The 15,847-nt window shown below is 73.0% G+C and carries 15 protein-coding genes; 7 read left to right on the top strand and 8 right to left on the bottom strand.

Features of this window, described 5'->3' with window-relative positions:
- Window positions 1-73 precede the first annotated feature (73 nt).
- Window positions 74-2,641, bottom strand: a complete 2,568-nt coding sequence (locus tag ACFPL3_RS02420) for a bifunctional FO biosynthesis protein CofGH (RefSeq protein ID WP_343943691.1) — start codon at window positions 2,639-2,641, stop codon at window positions 74-76.
- Window positions 2,642-2,721: 80 nt separating this feature from the next.
- Window positions 2,722-3,723, bottom strand: a complete 1,002-nt coding sequence (locus ACFPL3_RS02415) for an iron-siderophore ABC transporter substrate-binding protein (RefSeq protein ID WP_343943690.1) — start codon at window positions 3,721-3,723, stop codon at window positions 2,722-2,724.
- Window positions 3,724-4,466: 743 nt separating this feature from the next.
- Between ACFPL3_RS02415 and ACFPL3_RS02410 the strand changes: the two genes are divergently transcribed.
- A complete protein-coding gene (locus ACFPL3_RS02410; protein WP_343943689.1) occupies window positions 4,467-5,087 on the top strand; it encodes a dihydrofolate reductase family protein in 621 nt (206 codons plus the stop codon).
- A gap of 24 nt (window positions 5,088-5,111) precedes the next feature.
- Here ACFPL3_RS02410 and ACFPL3_RS02405 read toward each other — a convergent pair whose 3' ends face one another.
- Genes ACFPL3_RS02405 through ACFPL3_RS02395 form a run of 3 tightly spaced genes read right to left on the bottom strand, consistent with a single transcriptional unit; the run spans window position 5,112 to window position 6,799 of the window.
- Window positions 5,112-5,687: a GNAT family N-acetyltransferase gene (locus ACFPL3_RS02405; RefSeq protein ID WP_343943688.1), complete on the bottom strand. Its 576-nt coding sequence runs from the start codon at window positions 5,685-5,687 to the stop codon at window positions 5,112-5,114.
- A 34-nt stretch (window positions 5,688-5,721) separates the two neighbouring features.
- Window positions 5,722-6,210, bottom strand: coding sequence for a YbaK/EbsC family protein (locus ACFPL3_RS02400; RefSeq protein WP_379588358.1), 489 nt, complete (start codon window positions 6,208-6,210; stop codon window positions 5,722-5,724).
- 43 nt (window positions 6,211-6,253) lie between these two features.
- Window positions 6,254-6,799, bottom strand: coding sequence for a TetR/AcrR family transcriptional regulator (locus ACFPL3_RS02395; RefSeq protein WP_343943687.1), 546 nt, complete (start codon window positions 6,797-6,799; stop codon window positions 6,254-6,256).
- Between the two features lie 43 nt (window positions 6,800-6,842).
- Here ACFPL3_RS02395 and ACFPL3_RS02390 point away from each other — a divergent pair, with 43 nt between their 5' ends.
- A complete protein-coding gene (locus ACFPL3_RS02390; protein WP_343943686.1) occupies window positions 6,843-7,790 on the top strand; it encodes an SDR family NAD(P)-dependent oxidoreductase in 948 nt (315 codons plus the stop codon).
- Here the strand turns inward: ACFPL3_RS02390 and ACFPL3_RS02385 are convergent.
- Entirely contained in the window at window positions 7,787-9,034 is a 1,248-nt protein-coding gene (locus ACFPL3_RS02385; protein WP_379588357.1) for a protein kinase domain-containing protein, read from the bottom strand. The two genes, ACFPL3_RS02390 and ACFPL3_RS02385, sit on opposite strands and share 4 nt — an antisense overlap.
- Before the next feature lie 37 nt (window positions 9,035-9,071).
- On the bottom strand, window positions 9,072-9,416 hold the full coding sequence (locus tag ACFPL3_RS02380; protein WP_343943684.1) for an SH3 domain-containing protein: 345 nt from the start codon (window positions 9,414-9,416) through the stop codon (window positions 9,072-9,074).
- Window positions 9,417-9,556: 140 nt separating this feature from the next.
- Between ACFPL3_RS02380 and ACFPL3_RS02375 the strand changes: the two genes are divergently transcribed.
- Window positions 9,557-11,749 carry an NADP-dependent isocitrate dehydrogenase gene (locus ACFPL3_RS02375; RefSeq protein ID WP_343943683.1) on the top strand — a complete coding sequence of 731 codons (2,193 nt, stop codon included), beginning with the start codon at window positions 9,557-9,559 and terminating at the stop codon, window positions 11,747-11,749.
- 84 nt (window positions 11,750-11,833) lie between these two features.
- On the opposite strand, the gene ACFPL3_RS02370 is transcribed toward ACFPL3_RS02375, so the two are convergent.
- Window positions 11,834-12,562: an SDR family NAD(P)-dependent oxidoreductase gene (locus tag ACFPL3_RS02370; RefSeq protein WP_343943682.1), complete on the bottom strand. Its 729-nt coding sequence runs from the start codon at window positions 12,560-12,562 to the stop codon at window positions 11,834-11,836.
- A gap of 52 nt (window positions 12,563-12,614) precedes the next feature.
- Here ACFPL3_RS02370 and ACFPL3_RS02365 point away from each other — a divergent pair, with 52 nt between their 5' ends.
- The 4 genes from ACFPL3_RS02365 to ACFPL3_RS02350 are packed head-to-tail and all read left to right on the top strand — an operon-like array spanning window position 12,615 to window position 15,834.
- A complete protein-coding gene (locus ACFPL3_RS02365) occupies window positions 12,615-13,232 on the top strand; it encodes a TetR/AcrR family transcriptional regulator (RefSeq protein WP_343943681.1) in 618 nt (205 codons plus the stop codon).
- A 37-nt stretch (window positions 13,233-13,269) separates the two neighbouring features.
- Window positions 13,270-14,055, top strand: a complete 786-nt coding sequence (locus ACFPL3_RS02360) for an ABC transporter permease (RefSeq protein ID WP_343943680.1) — start codon at window positions 13,270-13,272, stop codon at window positions 14,053-14,055.
- Window positions 14,048-14,851: an ABC transporter permease gene (locus ACFPL3_RS02355; protein ID WP_343943679.1), complete on the top strand. Its 804-nt coding sequence runs from the start codon at window positions 14,048-14,050 to the stop codon at window positions 14,849-14,851. Before ACFPL3_RS02360 ends, ACFPL3_RS02355 begins: the two co-directional genes overlap by 8 nt.
- Entirely contained in the window at window positions 14,848-15,834 is a 987-nt protein-coding gene (locus ACFPL3_RS02350) for an ABC transporter ATP-binding protein (protein ID WP_343943678.1), read from the top strand. Before ACFPL3_RS02355 ends, ACFPL3_RS02350 begins: the two co-directional genes overlap by 4 nt.
- Window positions 15,835-15,847 lie beyond the last annotated feature (13 nt).

Below are 15,847 nucleotides of genomic sequence, written 5' to 3'. Positions count from 1 at the left end.
CCACCTCCGCCGCGGTACGAACGGCACATCCGTACGCACCCATCGGACGGGTGTGCCGTTCGTACGAGGGGCATCACGCTGACGTCAGCGGGAGCAGGCGCCGCGCGGGCACCAGCTTCTCCACCGGCTCCCGGTAGGTCGTGCTGCGCTGACGCACCGGTCGGCCTGCCGCGGTCGCGATCTCCGTCAGCTCGGCGACGGTGCGGGCAGACCCGTTCTCCGACCCGGCCATCCGGCTGATCGTCTCCTCCATCAGCGTGCCGCCCATGTCGTCGGCGCCGCCGCGGAGGATGTCGGCCGAGAGCTCGTCGCCGAGCTTCACCCACGAGCACTGCACGTGGTCGATGCGCCCGTGCAGCGCGAGCCGGGCGAACGCGTGCACGGCCCGGTTGTCGCGCACCGTCGGGCCGGGTCGGGCGATGCCCGCCAGGTAGATCGGCGCGTTGTGGTGCACGAACGGCAGCGGCACGAACTCGGTGAATCCGCCCGTCTCGTCCTGCAGCGCGGCGAGCGTGCGCAGGTGGCCCAGCCAGTGGCGGGGCTCGTCGACGTGGCCGTACATCATCGTGGACGACGACGGGATACCCAGCCGGTGCGCGGTGCCCACCACCTCCAGCCACTGGGCAGCGGGCAGCTTGCCCTTGGTGAGCACCCAGCGCACCTCGTCGTCGAGGATCTCGGCGGCGGTGCCCGGGATCGAGCCCAGGCCGGCGTCCCGCAGCTCGGTGAGCCACTCCTCGATCGACACGCCCGCCTTGGCCGACGCCGACACGATCTCCATCGGCGAGAAGGCGTGCACGTGCATGCCCGGCACCGCGGCCCGCACGGCGCGCACGAGGTCGGCGTAGAAGGTGACGGGCAGCTGCGGGTCGATCCCGCCCTGCATGCACACCTCGGTGGCGCCGGCCTCGGCCGCCTCCACCGCGCGGGCCGCCACCTCGTCGAGCGAGAGCCGGAACGCGTCGGCGTCGCGCTCGCGCTGCGCGAAGGCGCAGAACCGGCAGCCCACGTAGCAGACGTTCGAGAAGTTGATGTTGCGGTTGACGACGTAGGTGACCTCGTCGCCCACGACGTCGGCGCGCACGGCGTCGGCGAGGCGGGCCAGCTCGTCCAGTGCCGGGCCGTCGGCGGTGAGAACGGCCATCGCGACCGCCTCGTGCGCCGGGTCGAGCAGCGCCGCCGGATCCGACGCCGCGAGCGCGAGCCCGGCGCGGACGTCGCCGTCGAGGCGTTCCGGCGCCGACCGCCGGGTGGCGGCGAGCTCCTCGGCCACGGCCTCCCAGTCGCCGTAGACGGAGGCGAAGTCGCCGCGGCGGTCGTCCGTGCGCCCCTCGGTGTCGATCGCCGTGTGCAGGTCGGTACGCCCCGAGGAGGCGAACCCGCCGTCCGGCTCCTGCCACGGCCGCCCGACCACCTCGGCGCTCTCGTCGGCGAGCCCGGTGTCCGGGTCGGCGAGCGCGGCGACGTGCGCGTGCAGCCGCGAGTCGATCCACGGCGAGCCCGCCTGCACGTACTTCGGGTAGGCGGCGAGCCGCTCCCGGATCCGGAACCCGGCCGCCGCCGAGCGGGTGGCGAGCTCGTCGATCGCCGGCCACGGCATCTCCGGGCTGACGTGGTCGGCGGTGACGGGCGAGACGCCACCCCAGTCGTCGATGCCGGCGCGCAGCATGAGCGCGTACTCCTCGCCGATCAGGTTCGGCGGCGCCTGGATGCGCATCTTCGGGCCGAGCACCACCCGCGCCACCGCGATCGTGGCGGCGAGATCGTGCAGGTCGGCGTCCGGGTCCTTCGCCATGGCGGTGTCCGGCTTGGCCCGGAAGTTCTGGATGATCACTTCCTGGATGTGCCCGTGCGCCCGCGCCGCGGAGCGGATCGCGAACAGCGACTCGGCCCGTTCGGTGCGGTTCTCGCCGATCCCGATCAGGACCCCGGTGGTGTACGGGACGCCGACGCGCCCGGCGTCGGTGATCGCCCGCAGCCGGACGGCGGGCTCCTTGTCCGGGCTGCCGTAGTGCGGCCCGCCGCGCTCGCTCCACAGCCGCTCGGCGGTGGTCTCCAGCATCATCCCCATGCTCGCCGCCACCGGCTTGAGCCGCGTGAGCTCCGCCCAGGACAGCACGCCCGGGTTCAGGTGCGGCAGCAGCCCGGTCTCCTCCAGCACCGCGATCGCACAGGCGCGGACGTAGTCGAGCGTGGAGTCGTACCCGCGCTCGTCCAGCCACTCCCGCGCCGCGGGCCAGCGGTCCTCCGGCCGGTCGCCGAGGGTGAACAGCGCCTCCTTGCACCCGGCCGCCGCCCCGGCACGGGCGATCTCCAGCACCTCGTCGCGCTCCAGGAACGCCGCGGGCAACCGGTGCGGCACGGTGGCGAACGTGCAGTAGTGGCAGCGGTCGCGGCACAACCGGGTGAGCGGGATGAACACGTTCTTCGAGTACGTGACGACGCCCGGCCGCCCTTCGGCCACCAGGCCCGCGTCCCGCACCCGGGACGCCACGGCCAGCAGCTCGTCGAGGGCGTCGCCGCGGGCGGCGAGCAGCACGGCCGCCTCGGTGACGTCGATCGTGACGCCGTCGCGCGCCCGCCGCAGCGCGCGGCGGAGGGCGGCGGCGGACGGTGCGGTCTCGCGGGACACCTCGACCATGCGCTGAACAGTAGGTCGCCCCGTGCGCCGCGGTCGACAGAACGGCCGACGCGACAGATCACACCCGCACCGGGAATACGTCAGGCGTGCAGCACCGCCGCCAGCTCGCCCACCAGGGCGTCGATCACCGTCGGGATGCTCAGGACCGTGCCCCAGGTCCAGGCAGCCGACACCATCGGGTCGTCGACGAACACCGACCGGCCCTCCCGCACCACGTCCAGCCGGGAGTACAGCGGCGCGCGCTCGATGTCGGACCGCACGTCGGGCGAGAAGCCGGTGTTCCACAACAGCACGTCGCGGTCGAGCAGGCCCATCTCCTCGTCGCTGATCGTGGCGCCGTCCAGCTCACCCGCGAGCTCACCGATCTCGCGCGGGATGACGAAGCCGAGCGCCGTCACCAACTGCGAGCGCGGGTCGTTCGGCGACCGGACGAAGGTCTGGCCGCGGTCCACCCGCTCCGCCACCACCGCGGTGCGCCCCTCGAACTCCGGATGCGTGGCGCGCGCGGCCTCCAGCTGGGCGTCGACACCCGCGATGAGCTCCTCGGCGCGGTCCGGGACGCCCAGCGCCCGGCCGGCGAGCCGGGTGTACTCGTCCCACGGCGCGCCCCACTCCGGGTAGCCGGCGGGCGGCGCGATCGTGGGCGCGAGCTGCGAGAGCCGCTGGTACTGCGTGTCGTCCATCGACGTGTAGAGGCCGATGATCAGATCCGGCGCGAGCGCGGCGATCTCCTCGTACCGGTAGTCGGGGGTGCCGGTGAACGCGCCCCGGTTCAGCACCACGGGCTGCGCGTCACCGAGCTCGTCCTGCGCCCACGGCCACGTGGCGTACGGGTGGTCGCCGTACCAGTCCGTGACGCCCACCGGCCGGGTGCCCATCGCGAGCACCGGGTCCTGGTCGCTGAACCCGACGGTGACGACGCGCTGCGGCAGGCCCGGGATCTCCGTGGCGCCCTTGCTGTGCTCGACTCTCCGCGGGAACGCGCCCGCCGGTGCCGATCCGGGTGACGACGGCGCCACAGGCTCCGCGGAACCACCGCAGGCCGCGAGCAGGCCCGTGGCCCCGAGCGCACCGACACCCATGAGGAAACGGCGACGGTCGAGACGACCGGCAGGACGAGGAGCGGCGGGCAAGGCACCTCCACGGATCTTCGATGTGACGGAGGTTAGCCTGCCCTGGATTCGCGGCGTCGCGCCGGCGGCCCGCGGGCTACCCGGGCAGCGCCAGGGCCGGATCACCCAGCTGGGAGCGCATACAAGAGCGCCACCGCGACCATGATCGCCGGTCGGGCGGGTTTCCCGACGGGACTCGTCGGGTTTTGCGCCGGAACAACGATCATGTCCTGGATGCGCGGCCTCCTGGCGGCGCCGCGCATCGTGCGGGGCAGGCTTCGCCGGCAGGCCAGGGCCAGCCCCCTCGGCGCGCGGCGCCACGGCGGCTGCCTCCCCTTGAAAGGGCGGAGCCGGAGGTCTCACGGCGATCAAGGGACACAATTTCGGGCCCTCAGTGGCCCTTGATCAGAGATTTGGCGCAATCCCGGGTCGATTTCGCCCGATAATGCGCCAGAGCCGTGATCATGCCCGCGGAACCGGCCTCCGGCGGCGCCGACGGCCGCGGGCTACTCGGGCAGCGGCGGCAACATCAAGACCGACAGAGCGGTCATCACCACAGGAATCACGACATACATCCGGTCGCCCATGCCAGCCCCCCGCTGACGGCATCACGATCAACGCAGACGGGAGCGGGTCGGAGCGGTCTCGGCCCGCCGATGAGTTCCGCCCCGGCCCGGGGTCCTACCCGCAGCGGATCTCCGAGGAGGGCACCCATGAGCACCCCCACCCGCGGCCCGGTCAAGGCCGCCATCACCGTGTCGCTCGACGGCTTCATCACCGGCCCCGACGACCGCCCGGGCCAGGGCCTGGGCGTCGGCGGCGAGCGCCTGCACTACTGGGTGATGGGTGGCCCGTGGACCTACGCCACCGACCGCGAGCCCGGAGCCGGCATGACCGACGCCGACCGCGCCTACTACGACGCGCTGCTCGAAGGCACGACCGGCGGCGTGTGCGGCCGGGGCATGTACGACAACTCCGGCGCCTGGGGCGGCCGCAACCCGTTCGGCGGCACCCTGGTCGTGCTGACGCACCGCACGGAGGACCAGCCCGACCCGGAGTCGGGCTTCCTCATGGTCGATGGCTTCGACGAGGCGCTGGCGGCCGCGCACGAGAAGGCCGACGGCGGAGCCGTGGCCATCGGCGGCGGAGCCGACATCATCCGGCAGGCACTCGCAGCCGGCGTGGTCGACGAGCTCGGGATCACCACAGCACCCGTCCTGCTCGGCTGCGGGAAGCGGCTCTTCGAGGGGTTCGACCACGACGTCGACCTCGAGATCCTCTCGGTGCACCACTCCCCGTACGCCGTGCACGTCAGGTACGCCGTGCGGCGGTGATCGGCGGCGCGACGTACGGACGGCTCAGGTCGTCCGGCGCATGACGAGGCGCGGCAGCTTGCCGGCCGTCGCGTCCGTGACCCCGACGACCGTGAAGCCGGCCTTCTCGAACATCGCCCGCGTGCCGACGAACGCCATCGTGAGGTCGATCCGCCCCGACCCGGGGTCCACCGGGTAGCTCTCGACCGCCGGTGCCCCGCGCGATGCGGCATACCGGACCGCTTCGTCGATCAACGGCGTCGTGTAGCCGCGCTTGCGGTGGCCGCCCCGGACGACGATGCAGATGATGCTCCACACCGGCACGTCGTCGAGCGGCCGGATCAGCCGGGACCGGGTGAGGCGGGTGTTCTCCGAGCGCGGGCCGATGCTGCACCAGGCGACCGGCTCGCCGTCGTCGTACCCGATCACCCCGGGCGGGTTCTCCCGGCCGCAGAGGGCTCGGAACGCCGACTCGCGACTCCCGTTGCCGAACTCGGCGATCTCCCGGGCCGTGAGCCGGTGCGACAGGCACCAGCAGTGGCTCGCCCGCCGGTTGGGGTTGGCGACGGCGACGAAGTCGTCGACCCGGTCCGGCGTGACGGGATGGACGACGAACGCCACTGGTGCACCACCTCCCTCGTCCACACCACCTGGTCTACGCCACGTCGGCCGGCTCGCCGCCCGTGACCGCCACCAGCTCGGCGAACGTCGTCGGGAACACCGCGTGCGGGATGCCGCCGGCCGCCCACACCTCGTCGTAGGCCTCGAGCGCCCGGTCCACGAGCGTGCGCAGCGGCCGGGGGTGCCCGACCGGCGCCACGCCGCCGATCGCCTGCCCCGTGGCGCTGCGCACGAACTCGGGCGACGCCCGCCGCACCTTCTGCACGCCGATCAGCTCCGCGACCTTGGCGGTGTCCACCCGGTGGGCGCCGGAGGTCAGCACGAGCAGCGGGTCGCCGTCGGCGTCGAAGACCAGCGAGTTCGCGATCTGCCCCACCTCGACGTCCAGCGCGGCCGCCGCGGCGGCGGCCGTGGTGACGGCGTCGGGAAGCACCCGCATCCGGGCCACCCGGGCAGGGTCGGCGCCACCCGCGGTCAGGGCGGCGACCACGAGGTCGATGTTGCGGTGGGTCGCGGTGCTCACCCCCGCATGAGACCACGCCTGTCATCCCGGTTTCCCGGGCCGGTCACCGGCCGCAGTAGAGGTCGATCGCGGTGGTCATGCGCGCCCGGAACTCGGCGCGGCTGCTCACCTCGTGCTTGATGCCGGACGCCGTGCTGTGCAGGGTCGCGGCCACGTCGCCCGGTGGGACGTGGGTGCGGCCGTCACCGTCGGCGGCGATGGCCTCGGTGACGATCGCGAGGAAGCGCTCCGGGTACTCGACCGGCATCGCGCCGAGCAGCTCCGGGTTGGAGTCGATCAGTACGCCGATCTCGTCGGCCATCGGCCCGACGTAGCGCCCGGCCCACCGGTCGAACGCCTCGATCAACCGCTCGTGCAGCGGCCTGTCGGGATCGGCGAGGGCGCGCTGCGCGGCCTCGACGCTGTCCTCGAGCGCGTGCTCCACGGTGGCGCGGAACAGCTCGGGCTTGGACGAGAAGTAGAGGTACAGGCCGGGCCGGGAGATGTCGGCCGCCTGCGCGACGTCCTCCATCGACGCCTTGCGGTAGCCGTAGCTGGCGAAGACCTGCAGGGCCGCGTCCAGCACGTGGCTCCTCCGGTCGGACCGCATGCACGAACTATACAAACTCCGCACACTTTGTATAGTTCCCGGGGTGTCCCGCACATCACCGATCAGCACCGCCGACGAGATCGTCGCCGGGCTCGACCTCACCGGCGTCCGCGCCGTCGTCACCGGCGCCACGTCGGGGCTCGGTCGCGAGACCGCCCGCGCCCTCGCCGCCACCGGGGCCGAGGTCACCCTCGCCGTGCGCGACACCGATGCCGGCACGGAGGTCGCCCACGACATCGCCGCGACCACGGGCAACCCGGCCGTGCGGGTCGGCCACCTGGAACTGGCCGACCCCGCCACCGTCGCCCGCTTCGCCGACGGCTGGCACGGCCCGCTCCACCTGCTGATCAACAACGCCGGGGTCATGCGGTCGACGCTCGCCCGCACGCCCCAGGGGTGGGAGCTGCAGTTCGCGACCAACCACCTGGGTCACTTCGCCCTGGCCGTCGGCCTGCACGCCGCCCTCGCGGCCGGCGCTGCCGAGCGCGGCGAGGCCCGGATCGTCGCGCTCACCTCCGGGGCGCACATGTACTCACCGGTCGTGTTCGACGACATCCACTCCACCCGGCGCGCGTACGACCCCCAGCTCGCCTACGGGCAGTCCAAGACTGCCAACTCGCTGTTCGCCGTGGAGGCCACCCGGCGCTGGGCGCCCGACGGGATCGTCGCCAACGCGGTGAACCCCGGCGGGGTGGTCACCGGCCTGCAGCGGGACTTCACCCCGGAGATGAGAGCCCACCTCGACCGGCTGGAGGCCGCGGGCGTGTTCACGTACAAGACCGTCCAGCAGGGCGCCGCCACCACGCTGGTGGCCGCCACCGACCCCGCGTTCACCCGTACCGGCGGCCGCTACCTCGACGACGGCCGCGAGGCCGCCACCGTGCCCGACGACGTCGACCTGCAGCGCAACAGCCACTGCGTCAAGCGGTGGGCGCTCGACCCCGATGCCGCCCGGGAGCTGTGGCAGGTCTCGCTCGAGCTGCTCCGCTAGCCGACCCGGGAACCGGTGAGCGCGCTCCCGTCGGCGGCCCGCACCACGCAGTGCACGCCCCGCTCCCCCGCCGCGAACGCCGCCTCCGTCGGCACCAGCCCCACGAGCTGCAGTCCCTCCCGCCGCGACGGCTCGACCACCGCCTCGAACGCGGGCCCGCACGCGCCGGCCGCGAATCGGACGAGCCCGTCGCGGCCCGGGTGCGCCGCCGCGCCGTCACCGAACGGGTCGAGGGTGGCGACGACCTCGGCCGCGTGGGGTGTGGCGCAGTCCACGGCGGTGGGCGTGGCGTCGCGCGCGGGGCCGGTGGAGAGGCAGGCGCCGGTGAGGGCACCCGCGGGCCGCACGTCGCCGCCCGGTCCGTAGGTGAACGTGGGCAGCCGCGGTCCGGACAGCGCGAACCCGAGCACCGAGCCGGCCAGCACGCCCAGCAGGGCGCCCGAGAGCGCCCACCACCAGCGGTGACCCCGGCCGGATTCGATGCCGGCGAGCTCGCGGGCGGCGTCGAGCGCGGCCACCACCTGGCGGGCCGTGGGCCGTTCGTGCGCGTCGGGCCGCAGCAGCCCGGTGACGACGTCCGCGAGCGCGCCGCCTCCGAGCACCGGGACGGAATCGTCAGCCGGCGGGCGCCCGAGCACGGCGAGGTGCAGCACCGCGCCGCACGCCCAGAGGTCCGACTCCGCGGTGGCCGGTCCGCCGGCGCGCAGCTCGGGCGCCAGGAAGGCGGGACCGCGGGTGGCGCGCCGCGGGTCGACGGCCTCGGCGACCCCCGCCCGGGCCAGCCGCGCCGTGCCGTCCGGGGCGAGCAGCACGGTGTGCGGCCCGACGTCGCCGTGCACGACCCCGGCCGCGTGCACGGCCTGCAATGCCGCGGCCAGCTGCCGCGCCAACGCCGACGCCGCGGGCTCGTCGAGCGGGCCGCCGGTGGCCACCCGCTCGCCGAGCGTGGGCGCGTCGACGAGCTCGGTGACGACGTGGTCGACCTCGCCGTCGGTGACCACGTCGTGGATGGCCACGAGCCCGGCTTGCTCCAGCCGGCCCGCGGCCCGCGCCGCGCGTAGCACCTGCTCGCGGGCGTGCCGCCGCTCGTCCTGGTCGGCGGGCAGGCACAGCTGCGCCACGGCCACCTCGTTGCCCGTGACGCGGTCGGCGGCGCGCCACACCGGCCCGTCCGCCGCGGTGTCGATGGCACCGAGCACCACGTACCTCCCGCCGATCACGCGGGTGGGACTGAGCCCGGTCATGCCGGAACAGGGGTGGACGAGCGGGCGACCAGCACGCTCAGGCGCAGTTCGTGCCGGGCAACGGCGTGAGGAACTGCGACGCCGCCCAGCGTCCCTCCTCCAGCTGCCGGAACCCGTCGGTGACCACGCGGGTGCCGTCGACGCGGGTGCCCCGCGGCAACGTCTCGATGAGCGCCGCGCCCGGGCTCGGCCCGTTGCGGACGTTCAGCTGGTCGGTGGTGACCTCCAGCTGGCATCCGGTGGAGCCGTCGGAGACCGTGATCGCGCTCAGCCCGCCACGGTCGATGATCGCGAGCAACGCCAGCACGACCCCCGCGATCAGCACGAACGTCCACCCCTTGAAGCTGGACGCCTCCAGCTTGGGAACGGTGATCCTGGCCACGGACGTGCCTCCCCGAGACGGTGTCGAAACCCACGGTAGCGGGCGTGTGGCCTCGGGCGCCTCATGACGCGGTGCACTCGCCGTTCGGGATAGCGTGTTCACGTCAAAACCCCACGTCCAGAGGCAGGCCGAAGCAGAAGATGAAGGTCATCTACACCTACACCGACGAGGCGCCCGCGCTGGCCACGCATTCGTTCCTGCCGATCATCGAGGCGTACGCGGGCAAAGCAGGCGTCGAGGTCGAGACGCGCGACATCTCACTGGCCGGGCGCATCCTCGCGGCGTTCGACCTCGTGCCCGACGCGCTGGCCGAGCTGGGTGAGCTCGCGAAGACCCCGGACGCCAACATCATCAAGCTGCCGAACATCAGCGCCTCGATCCCGCAGCTGAAAGCCGCGATCAAGGAGCTGCAGGCCGCCGGCCACGCGATCCCGGACTACCCGGACGACCCCAGGACCGACGACGAGCGGGCCGCCCGCGCCGCCTACGACGCGGTGAAGGGCAGCGCCGTCAACCCGGTCCTGCGCGAGGGCAACTCCGACCGCCGAGCGCCCGCGTCGGTGAAGAACTACGCGAAGAAGCACCCGCACTCGATGGGCGAGTGGTCGTCCGACTCCGCCTCGCACGTCTCCACGATGTCCGAGGGCGACTTCCGGCACTCCGAACGCTCGGTCACCATGGCGCAGGCCGATGAGCTGCGGATCGAGCACGTGGCCGCCGACGGCACCGTCACCGTGCTCAAGGAGTCGCTGCCCGTGCTGGAGGGCGAGGTCGTCGACGCCGCCGTCATGCGCGCCGACGCGCTGCGGACGTTCCTCGCGGAGCAGGTCGCCGAGGCCAAGGACGCGGGTGTGCTGTTCTCGGTGCACCTCAAGGCCACGATGATGAAGGTCTCCGACCCGGTGCTGTTCGGGCACGCCGTGCAGACCTACTTCGCCGACGTCTTCGCCCGGTACGGCGACGACCTCGCGAGCGTGGGCGCCGACCCCGACGACGGCCTCGCCAGCATCCTCACCGCGCTCGAGAAGCTGCCTGCGGAGAAGCGGGAGGCCATCGAGCAGGCCATCGCGGCCACCTACGAGCGGGGCCCCGGCCTCGCGATGGTCGACTCCGACCGAGGCATCACCAACCTGCACGTCCCGAGCGACGTCATCATCGACGCCTCGATGCCGGCGGCGATCCGCTCGTCCGGGCAGATGTGGAACGCCAAGGGCGAGCTGCAGGACACGAAGTTCGTGATCCCGGACTCGTCCTACGCCCCGCTCTACGCCGAGACCGTCGCGTTCTGCAAGGAGCACGGCGCGTTCGACCCCACCACGATGGGCACCGTGCCCAACGTCGGGCTGATGGCGCAGAAGGCCGAGGAGTACGGCAGCCACGACAAGACGTTCGAGATCGAGGCGCCCGGCACCGTGCGGGTCGTCGACGCCTCCGGCACCACGCTGCTCGAGCACGAGGTCGCGGCCGGTGACATCTGGCGCGCCTGCCAGACCAAGGACACCCCGATCCACAACTGGGTGCAGCTGGCCGTCTCCCGCGCCCGGGCCACCGGCTGGCCCGCCGTGTTCTGGCTGGACGAGACGCGGGGCCACGACGCCCAGGTGATCGAGAAGGTGCGCGCCTACCTCGCCGAGGAGGACACCGACGGGCTGACCATCGAGATCCTCCCGGTGGCCGAGGCCACCCGCTACACGCTGGAGCGCGCCAAGCGCGGCGAGGACACGATCTCCGTCACCGGCAACGTGCTGCGCGACTACCTCACCGACCTCTTCCCGATCCTCGAGCTCGGCACCAGCGCCAAGATGCTCTCGATCGTGCCTCTGATGAACGGCGGCGGGCTGTTCGAGACCGGCGCGGGCGGCTCGGCCCCCAAGCACGTCCAGCAGCTCGTGCGCGAGAACCACCTGCGGTGGGACTCCCTCGGCGAGTTCCTCGCACTGGCCGTCTCGCTCGAGTTCCTCGGGGACATGACCGGCAACGAGCGCGCGAAGGTGCTCGGCAAGGCCCTCGACGACGCCACCGGCGCGCTCCTGGAGAACGGGAAGTCGCCGTCGCGGCGCGTGGGTGAGCTCGACAACCGGGGCAGCCACTTCTACCTCGCCCTCTACTGGGCGAGGGCCCTCGCCGAGCAGACCGAGGACGCCGAGCTGGCCACGGTCTTCGCACCGCTCGCCGAGCGGCTCGCCGCCGACGAGGAGAAGATCGTCGAGGAGCTGAACAGGGTGCAGGGCAAGCCGGTCGACCTGGGCGGCTACTACTTCGTCGACCGGGCCAAGGCCGACGAGGTGATGCGCCCCAACGCCACCTTCAACGCGGTGCTCGCGGAGTTCTGAGGCTCCACGGGGTAGTTCAGGAAAGCCACATTCAGGGCCTCTCCGGCCCTGAATGTGGCTTTCCTGCCCTCCCGGGACGCCCCGTCACGCCGCCGACCCCAGCGCGTCGAACACCGCCTCCGCCTCGTCGCGGGACACGTACATCCGCCACGCCCGGTCAGCGATCTCATCCGGGTCGAGCGAGCCCGGCACCGGCCCGTCCTGCCCGTGGAACATGCGGTGGATGTCGCCGCGCTCGACGCTGCCCCCGATCGTGAGGGTGGCCGCGTACACGCCCCGGTCCCGCACCGCCGCGGCGAGCGTGAGGACGTACATGCGCAGCGCGGCGGACGCCGGGGCGAGCGTGCCCAGCATCGGCATCGGCCGCAGGCCGCTGAGGCCACTACCGAAGAACAGGGCGCCGTCACCGCGCTCCAGCATGCGTGGCAGCACCGCGGCGACGACGTCCACGGCGGGCAGCACCACGGGCTCGAAGGATGCCCGCACCTGTGCCGCGCCGGCGTCGGGCAGCGGCACGATGCCCGATCCGATGTCCACGGCGGCCGGTCCGTAGTACACCGTGTCGATGTCGCCGAGGTCGGCGGCGATCCGGTCGAGCACGTCGCGCACCTGCGCCGGGTCGGTGACGTCCGCGACGTAGCTGCGGGCCTCGATGTCGTCGGCCGCGAGCTGCGTCCGGTAGGCGGCGTGCCGGGCGTCGGAGCGCGACACGAGCGCCACCGCGAAGCCCTCCCTCCCGAACCGCCGCGCCATCGACATGCCGAGGCCCGGACCCGCGCCGAGGACCACGATCACCTTGGAACTTGAGGTCATACTCAACTTCCTACCGGTAACGTGAGGACGTCGTCAACTTCCGGGAAGGCACATGGCCCTACGCAAGGACGCCCAGCGCAACCGCGAGCGGCTCGTCGAGGCCGCCCGCGCCGTGTTCGCCGAGCGCGGGCTCGACGTCGCGCTCGACGAGGTCGCCCGCCGGGCGGGCGTGAGCATCGGCACGCTCTACAACAGGTTCCCCACCAGGGCCGACCTGGTCGCCGCGGTGTTCACCGACCGCGCCGACACGGTCGTGGGGATCTGCGAGCACGCGCTCGCCATGGACGACCCGTGGGACGGCTTCGTCCACTTCGTGGAGCAGACCTGCCGGATGCAGGCCGCCGACCGCGGCTACAACGACCTGTCGGCGCGCAGCATCCCGCAGGCCGCACCCACCTCGGACCTGGAGCGCGGGTACGCGCTCATGACCGAGGTCGTCGAACGCGCCAAGCGCGCCGGGGCGCTGCGAGGAGACTTCGTGCTGGCCGACATGGCCTTCGTGATCTGGGCGATCAGCCGGACGATCGAGGCCACCGGTGACGTCGAGCCGCAGGCGTGGCGGCGGCACCTCGGGTTCGTCCTCGACGGGCTGCGCGCGCCCGCGGCCCACCCGCTGCCGGTGCCCGCGCTCACCGACGAGCAGGTCGAGCGGATCATGCGCGACTGCTGACGAAAACCGGTTGCGTCCGGCCGTAGCGTGGACCGACGTGCTCGCGCCGTACCCCCAGCTGCTGCGCGCGGGCTACCGCCGCCACGCCGGTTACCGTCAGGCCTCCCTCGCCGGACTCTGCGCGAACGTCGTCTTCGGGCTGCTCCGGGCCGCCGTCCTCACCGCGGTGCTCGCCGAGCGCGGCACGGTGGCCGGCTACGACCTCGCGGCCGCCGTCACCTACGTCTGGCTCGGCCAGGGCCTGCTCGGGATCGTGCTGCTGTGGGGCGACACGGAACTGTCGCGCCGCATCCGCACCGGGGACGTCGTCGTCGACCTCGGTCGCCCGTGGGACCTGCAGCTCGCCCTGCTGGCCACCGACCTGGGCCGCGCCGCCCACGCGCTGCTCATCCGGCTGCTGCCGCCGATGGCGATCGGGGCGCTGTTCTTCCCGTTCCGCTGGCCGGAGCGCCCGGAGACGATCCTGCTGTTCGCGGTGTCCCTCACGCTCGCGGTGGTGGTGAGCTTCGGCGTCCGCTTCCTGATGAACGCGGCCGCGTTCTGGCTGCTGGACGTGCGCGGCCTGATCGGGGTGTGGGGCGCCGTGGGCGGGGTGCTGTCCGGGCTGGTGCTGCCCCTGTCCTGGTTCCCGGCGTGGGCGCAGGCGCTGCTGTCCTGGACGCCGTTCCCGGCGCTGTTCCAGACCCCGATCGACGTGTTCACCGAGCGGGGCGACGCCGCGGCGCTGCTGGCCACGCAGGTGCTGTGGGCCGGGCTGCTGTTCCTGGTCGGACGGGTCGTGCTCGTGCGGGGTGCCCGCAGGCTGGTGGTGCAGGGTGGCTGACCGGCAACGCATCTACCTGCGGATCATCGGCTCGCGCGTGCGCGGCCAGCTCACCTACCGCACCTCGTTCGCACTGGACGTGATCGCGCAGTTCCTCGGGCAGAGCATCGAGCTCGTCGCGATACTCGTGCTGTTCACCCAGGTCACCGCGCTCGGCGGCTTCTCGGCGCCGGAGGTGCTGCTGCTCTACGGGCTGGCGGCCACCGCGTTCGGGCTCGCGGACCTCACCGTCGGCCAGGTGGAGGAGCTCGCCACCTTCATCCGAACCGGCGAGTTCGACGTCATGCTCCTGCGCCCCCTCGGCACACTCCCGCAGCTGCTCTCGGCCGACGTCGCGCTCAAGCGGATCGGCCGCGTGGCCTCCGGGCTGCTGGTGCTGGGCTGGTCGCTGGCCACCCTCGACCTGCCCTGGACGCCCGCCCGGGCGCTGCTCGCCGTGATCGCCCCGATCAGCGGGGCGGTGATCATCTCCGCGATCTTCGTGGCCGCCAACTCGGTCTCGTTCTGGATCGTCGACGGGCGCGAGATGGCGAACTCGTTCACCTACGGCTCCAGCTTCTCCACCTCGTACCCGATCACCATCTACGGCCCGTGGCTGCGGCGGGCGCTCTGCTACGCGGTGCCCGCCGCGTTCGTGGGGTACTTCCCGGCGCTCGGGCTGCTCGGCAGGCCCGACCCGCTCGGGCTCCCGGCGGCGCTGCAGTGGAGTTCGCCGCTCGTGGCCGTGATCGCGGTGGCGGTCGCGGGGTGGATCTGGCGCGCAGGCGTCCGGCACTACCAGGGGACAGGATCATGATCATCAGCACCGAGGACCTGCGGCGCGACTACCTGGTCGGCACCCGGCTGCGCAGGCGCCGCGTCACGGCGGTCAGCGGCGTCACGCTCGACGTCGAGCCGGGCGAGGCCGTCGGCTTCCTCGGGCCGAACGGCGCGGGCAAGTCGACCACGATCAAGATGCTCACCGGCGTGCTCGTCCCGACCGCGGGACGCGCCACGGTGTGCGGGCTGGACCCGGTGCGGGAGCGCCGCGAGCTCGCCCGCCGCATCGGCGTGGTGTTCGGGCAGCGCAGCCAGCTGTGGTGGGACCTGCCCCTCGCCGACAGCTTCGACCTGCACGCCGCGATCCACCGTGTGCCGCAGGCCCGCTACCGGGAGCGGCTCGACGAGTGCGTCGAGATGCTGGACATGGCCGGGTTCCTCGCCACGCCGGTGCGACAGCTGTCGCTGGGCCAGCGGATGCGCGGCGAGGTGACCGCCGCCCTGCTGCACTCCCCGCGGCTGCTCGTGCTCGACGAGCCCACGATCGGCCTCGACCTCGCGAGCAAGGAGCGGCTGCGCTCGTTCCTCGCGGCCGTCAACGCGCGCGGCGAGGTCACCCTCCTGCTCACCACGCACGACCTGCCCGACGTCGAACGGCTGTGCCGCCGGGTCGTCGTCATCGATCAGGGCCGGGTGCTCGTCGACGACGACCTGGGCGCGCTGCGGCGCCGGTTCGCCGGGAACCGGACGCTCGTGGTGGAGCTCGCCGAGCCGGCACCCCCGCTGCTCGGGCTGGACGGCGTCGTCGACGTTGCGGTGGAGGCGCAGGGGATGCGCCAGCGCCTGGAGTTCTCGCCCGCCGCCACCACGGCCGCCGAGCTGATCGCGGCCGTGGGCCGGCGTTGCGAGCTGCGCGACGTCGCGGTCGACGAGCCGTCGATCGAGGACCTGGTGCGGACGCTCTACGCCCGAGGCCCCGTGAGTTCAGGAAAGCCACATTCAGGGCCTCTCCGGCCCTGAATGTGGCTTTCCT

The sequence above is a fragment of the Pseudonocardia zijingensis genome (assembly GCF_042657305.1).
Taxonomy (GTDB): domain Bacteria; phylum Actinomycetota; class Actinomycetes; order Mycobacteriales; family Pseudonocardiaceae; genus Pseudonocardia; species Pseudonocardia zijingensis.
Note: the sequence above shows the minus strand (reverse complement) of the source record. Positions and strands in the feature narration are given on the sequence as shown.

Coding starts and splice junctions, on each gene's coding strand:
- ACFPL3_RS02385 (WP_379588357.1), bottom strand. CDS start 9,034: ATGACCGGGCTCAGTCCCACCCGCGTGATCGGCGGGAGGTACGTGGTG.
- ACFPL3_RS02410 (WP_343943689.1), top strand. CDS start 4,467: ATGAGCACCCCCACCCGCGGCCCGGTCAAGGCCGCCATCACCGTGTCG.
- ACFPL3_RS02370 (WP_343943682.1), bottom strand. CDS start 12,562: ATGACCTCAAGTTCCAAGGTGATCGTGGTCCTCGGCGCGGGTCCGGGC.
- ACFPL3_RS02375 (WP_343943683.1), top strand. CDS start 9,557: ATGAAGGTCATCTACACCTACACCGACGAGGCGCCCGCGCTGGCCACG.
- ACFPL3_RS02350 (WP_343943678.1), top strand. CDS start 14,848: ATGATCATCAGCACCGAGGACCTGCGGCGCGACTACCTGGTCGGCACC.
- ACFPL3_RS02365 (WP_343943681.1), top strand. CDS start 12,615: ATGGCCCTACGCAAGGACGCCCAGCGCAACCGCGAGCGGCTCGTCGAG.
- ACFPL3_RS02415 (WP_343943690.1), bottom strand. CDS start 3,723: ATGGGTGTCGGTGCGCTCGGGGCCACGGGCCTGCTCGCGGCCTGCGGT.
- ACFPL3_RS02395 (WP_343943687.1), bottom strand. CDS start 6,799: ATGCGGTCCGACCGGAGGAGCCACGTGCTGGACGCGGCCCTGCAGGTC.
- ACFPL3_RS02420 (WP_343943691.1), bottom strand. CDS start 2,641: ATGGTCGAGGTGTCCCGCGAGACCGCACCGTCCGCCGCCGCCCTCCGC.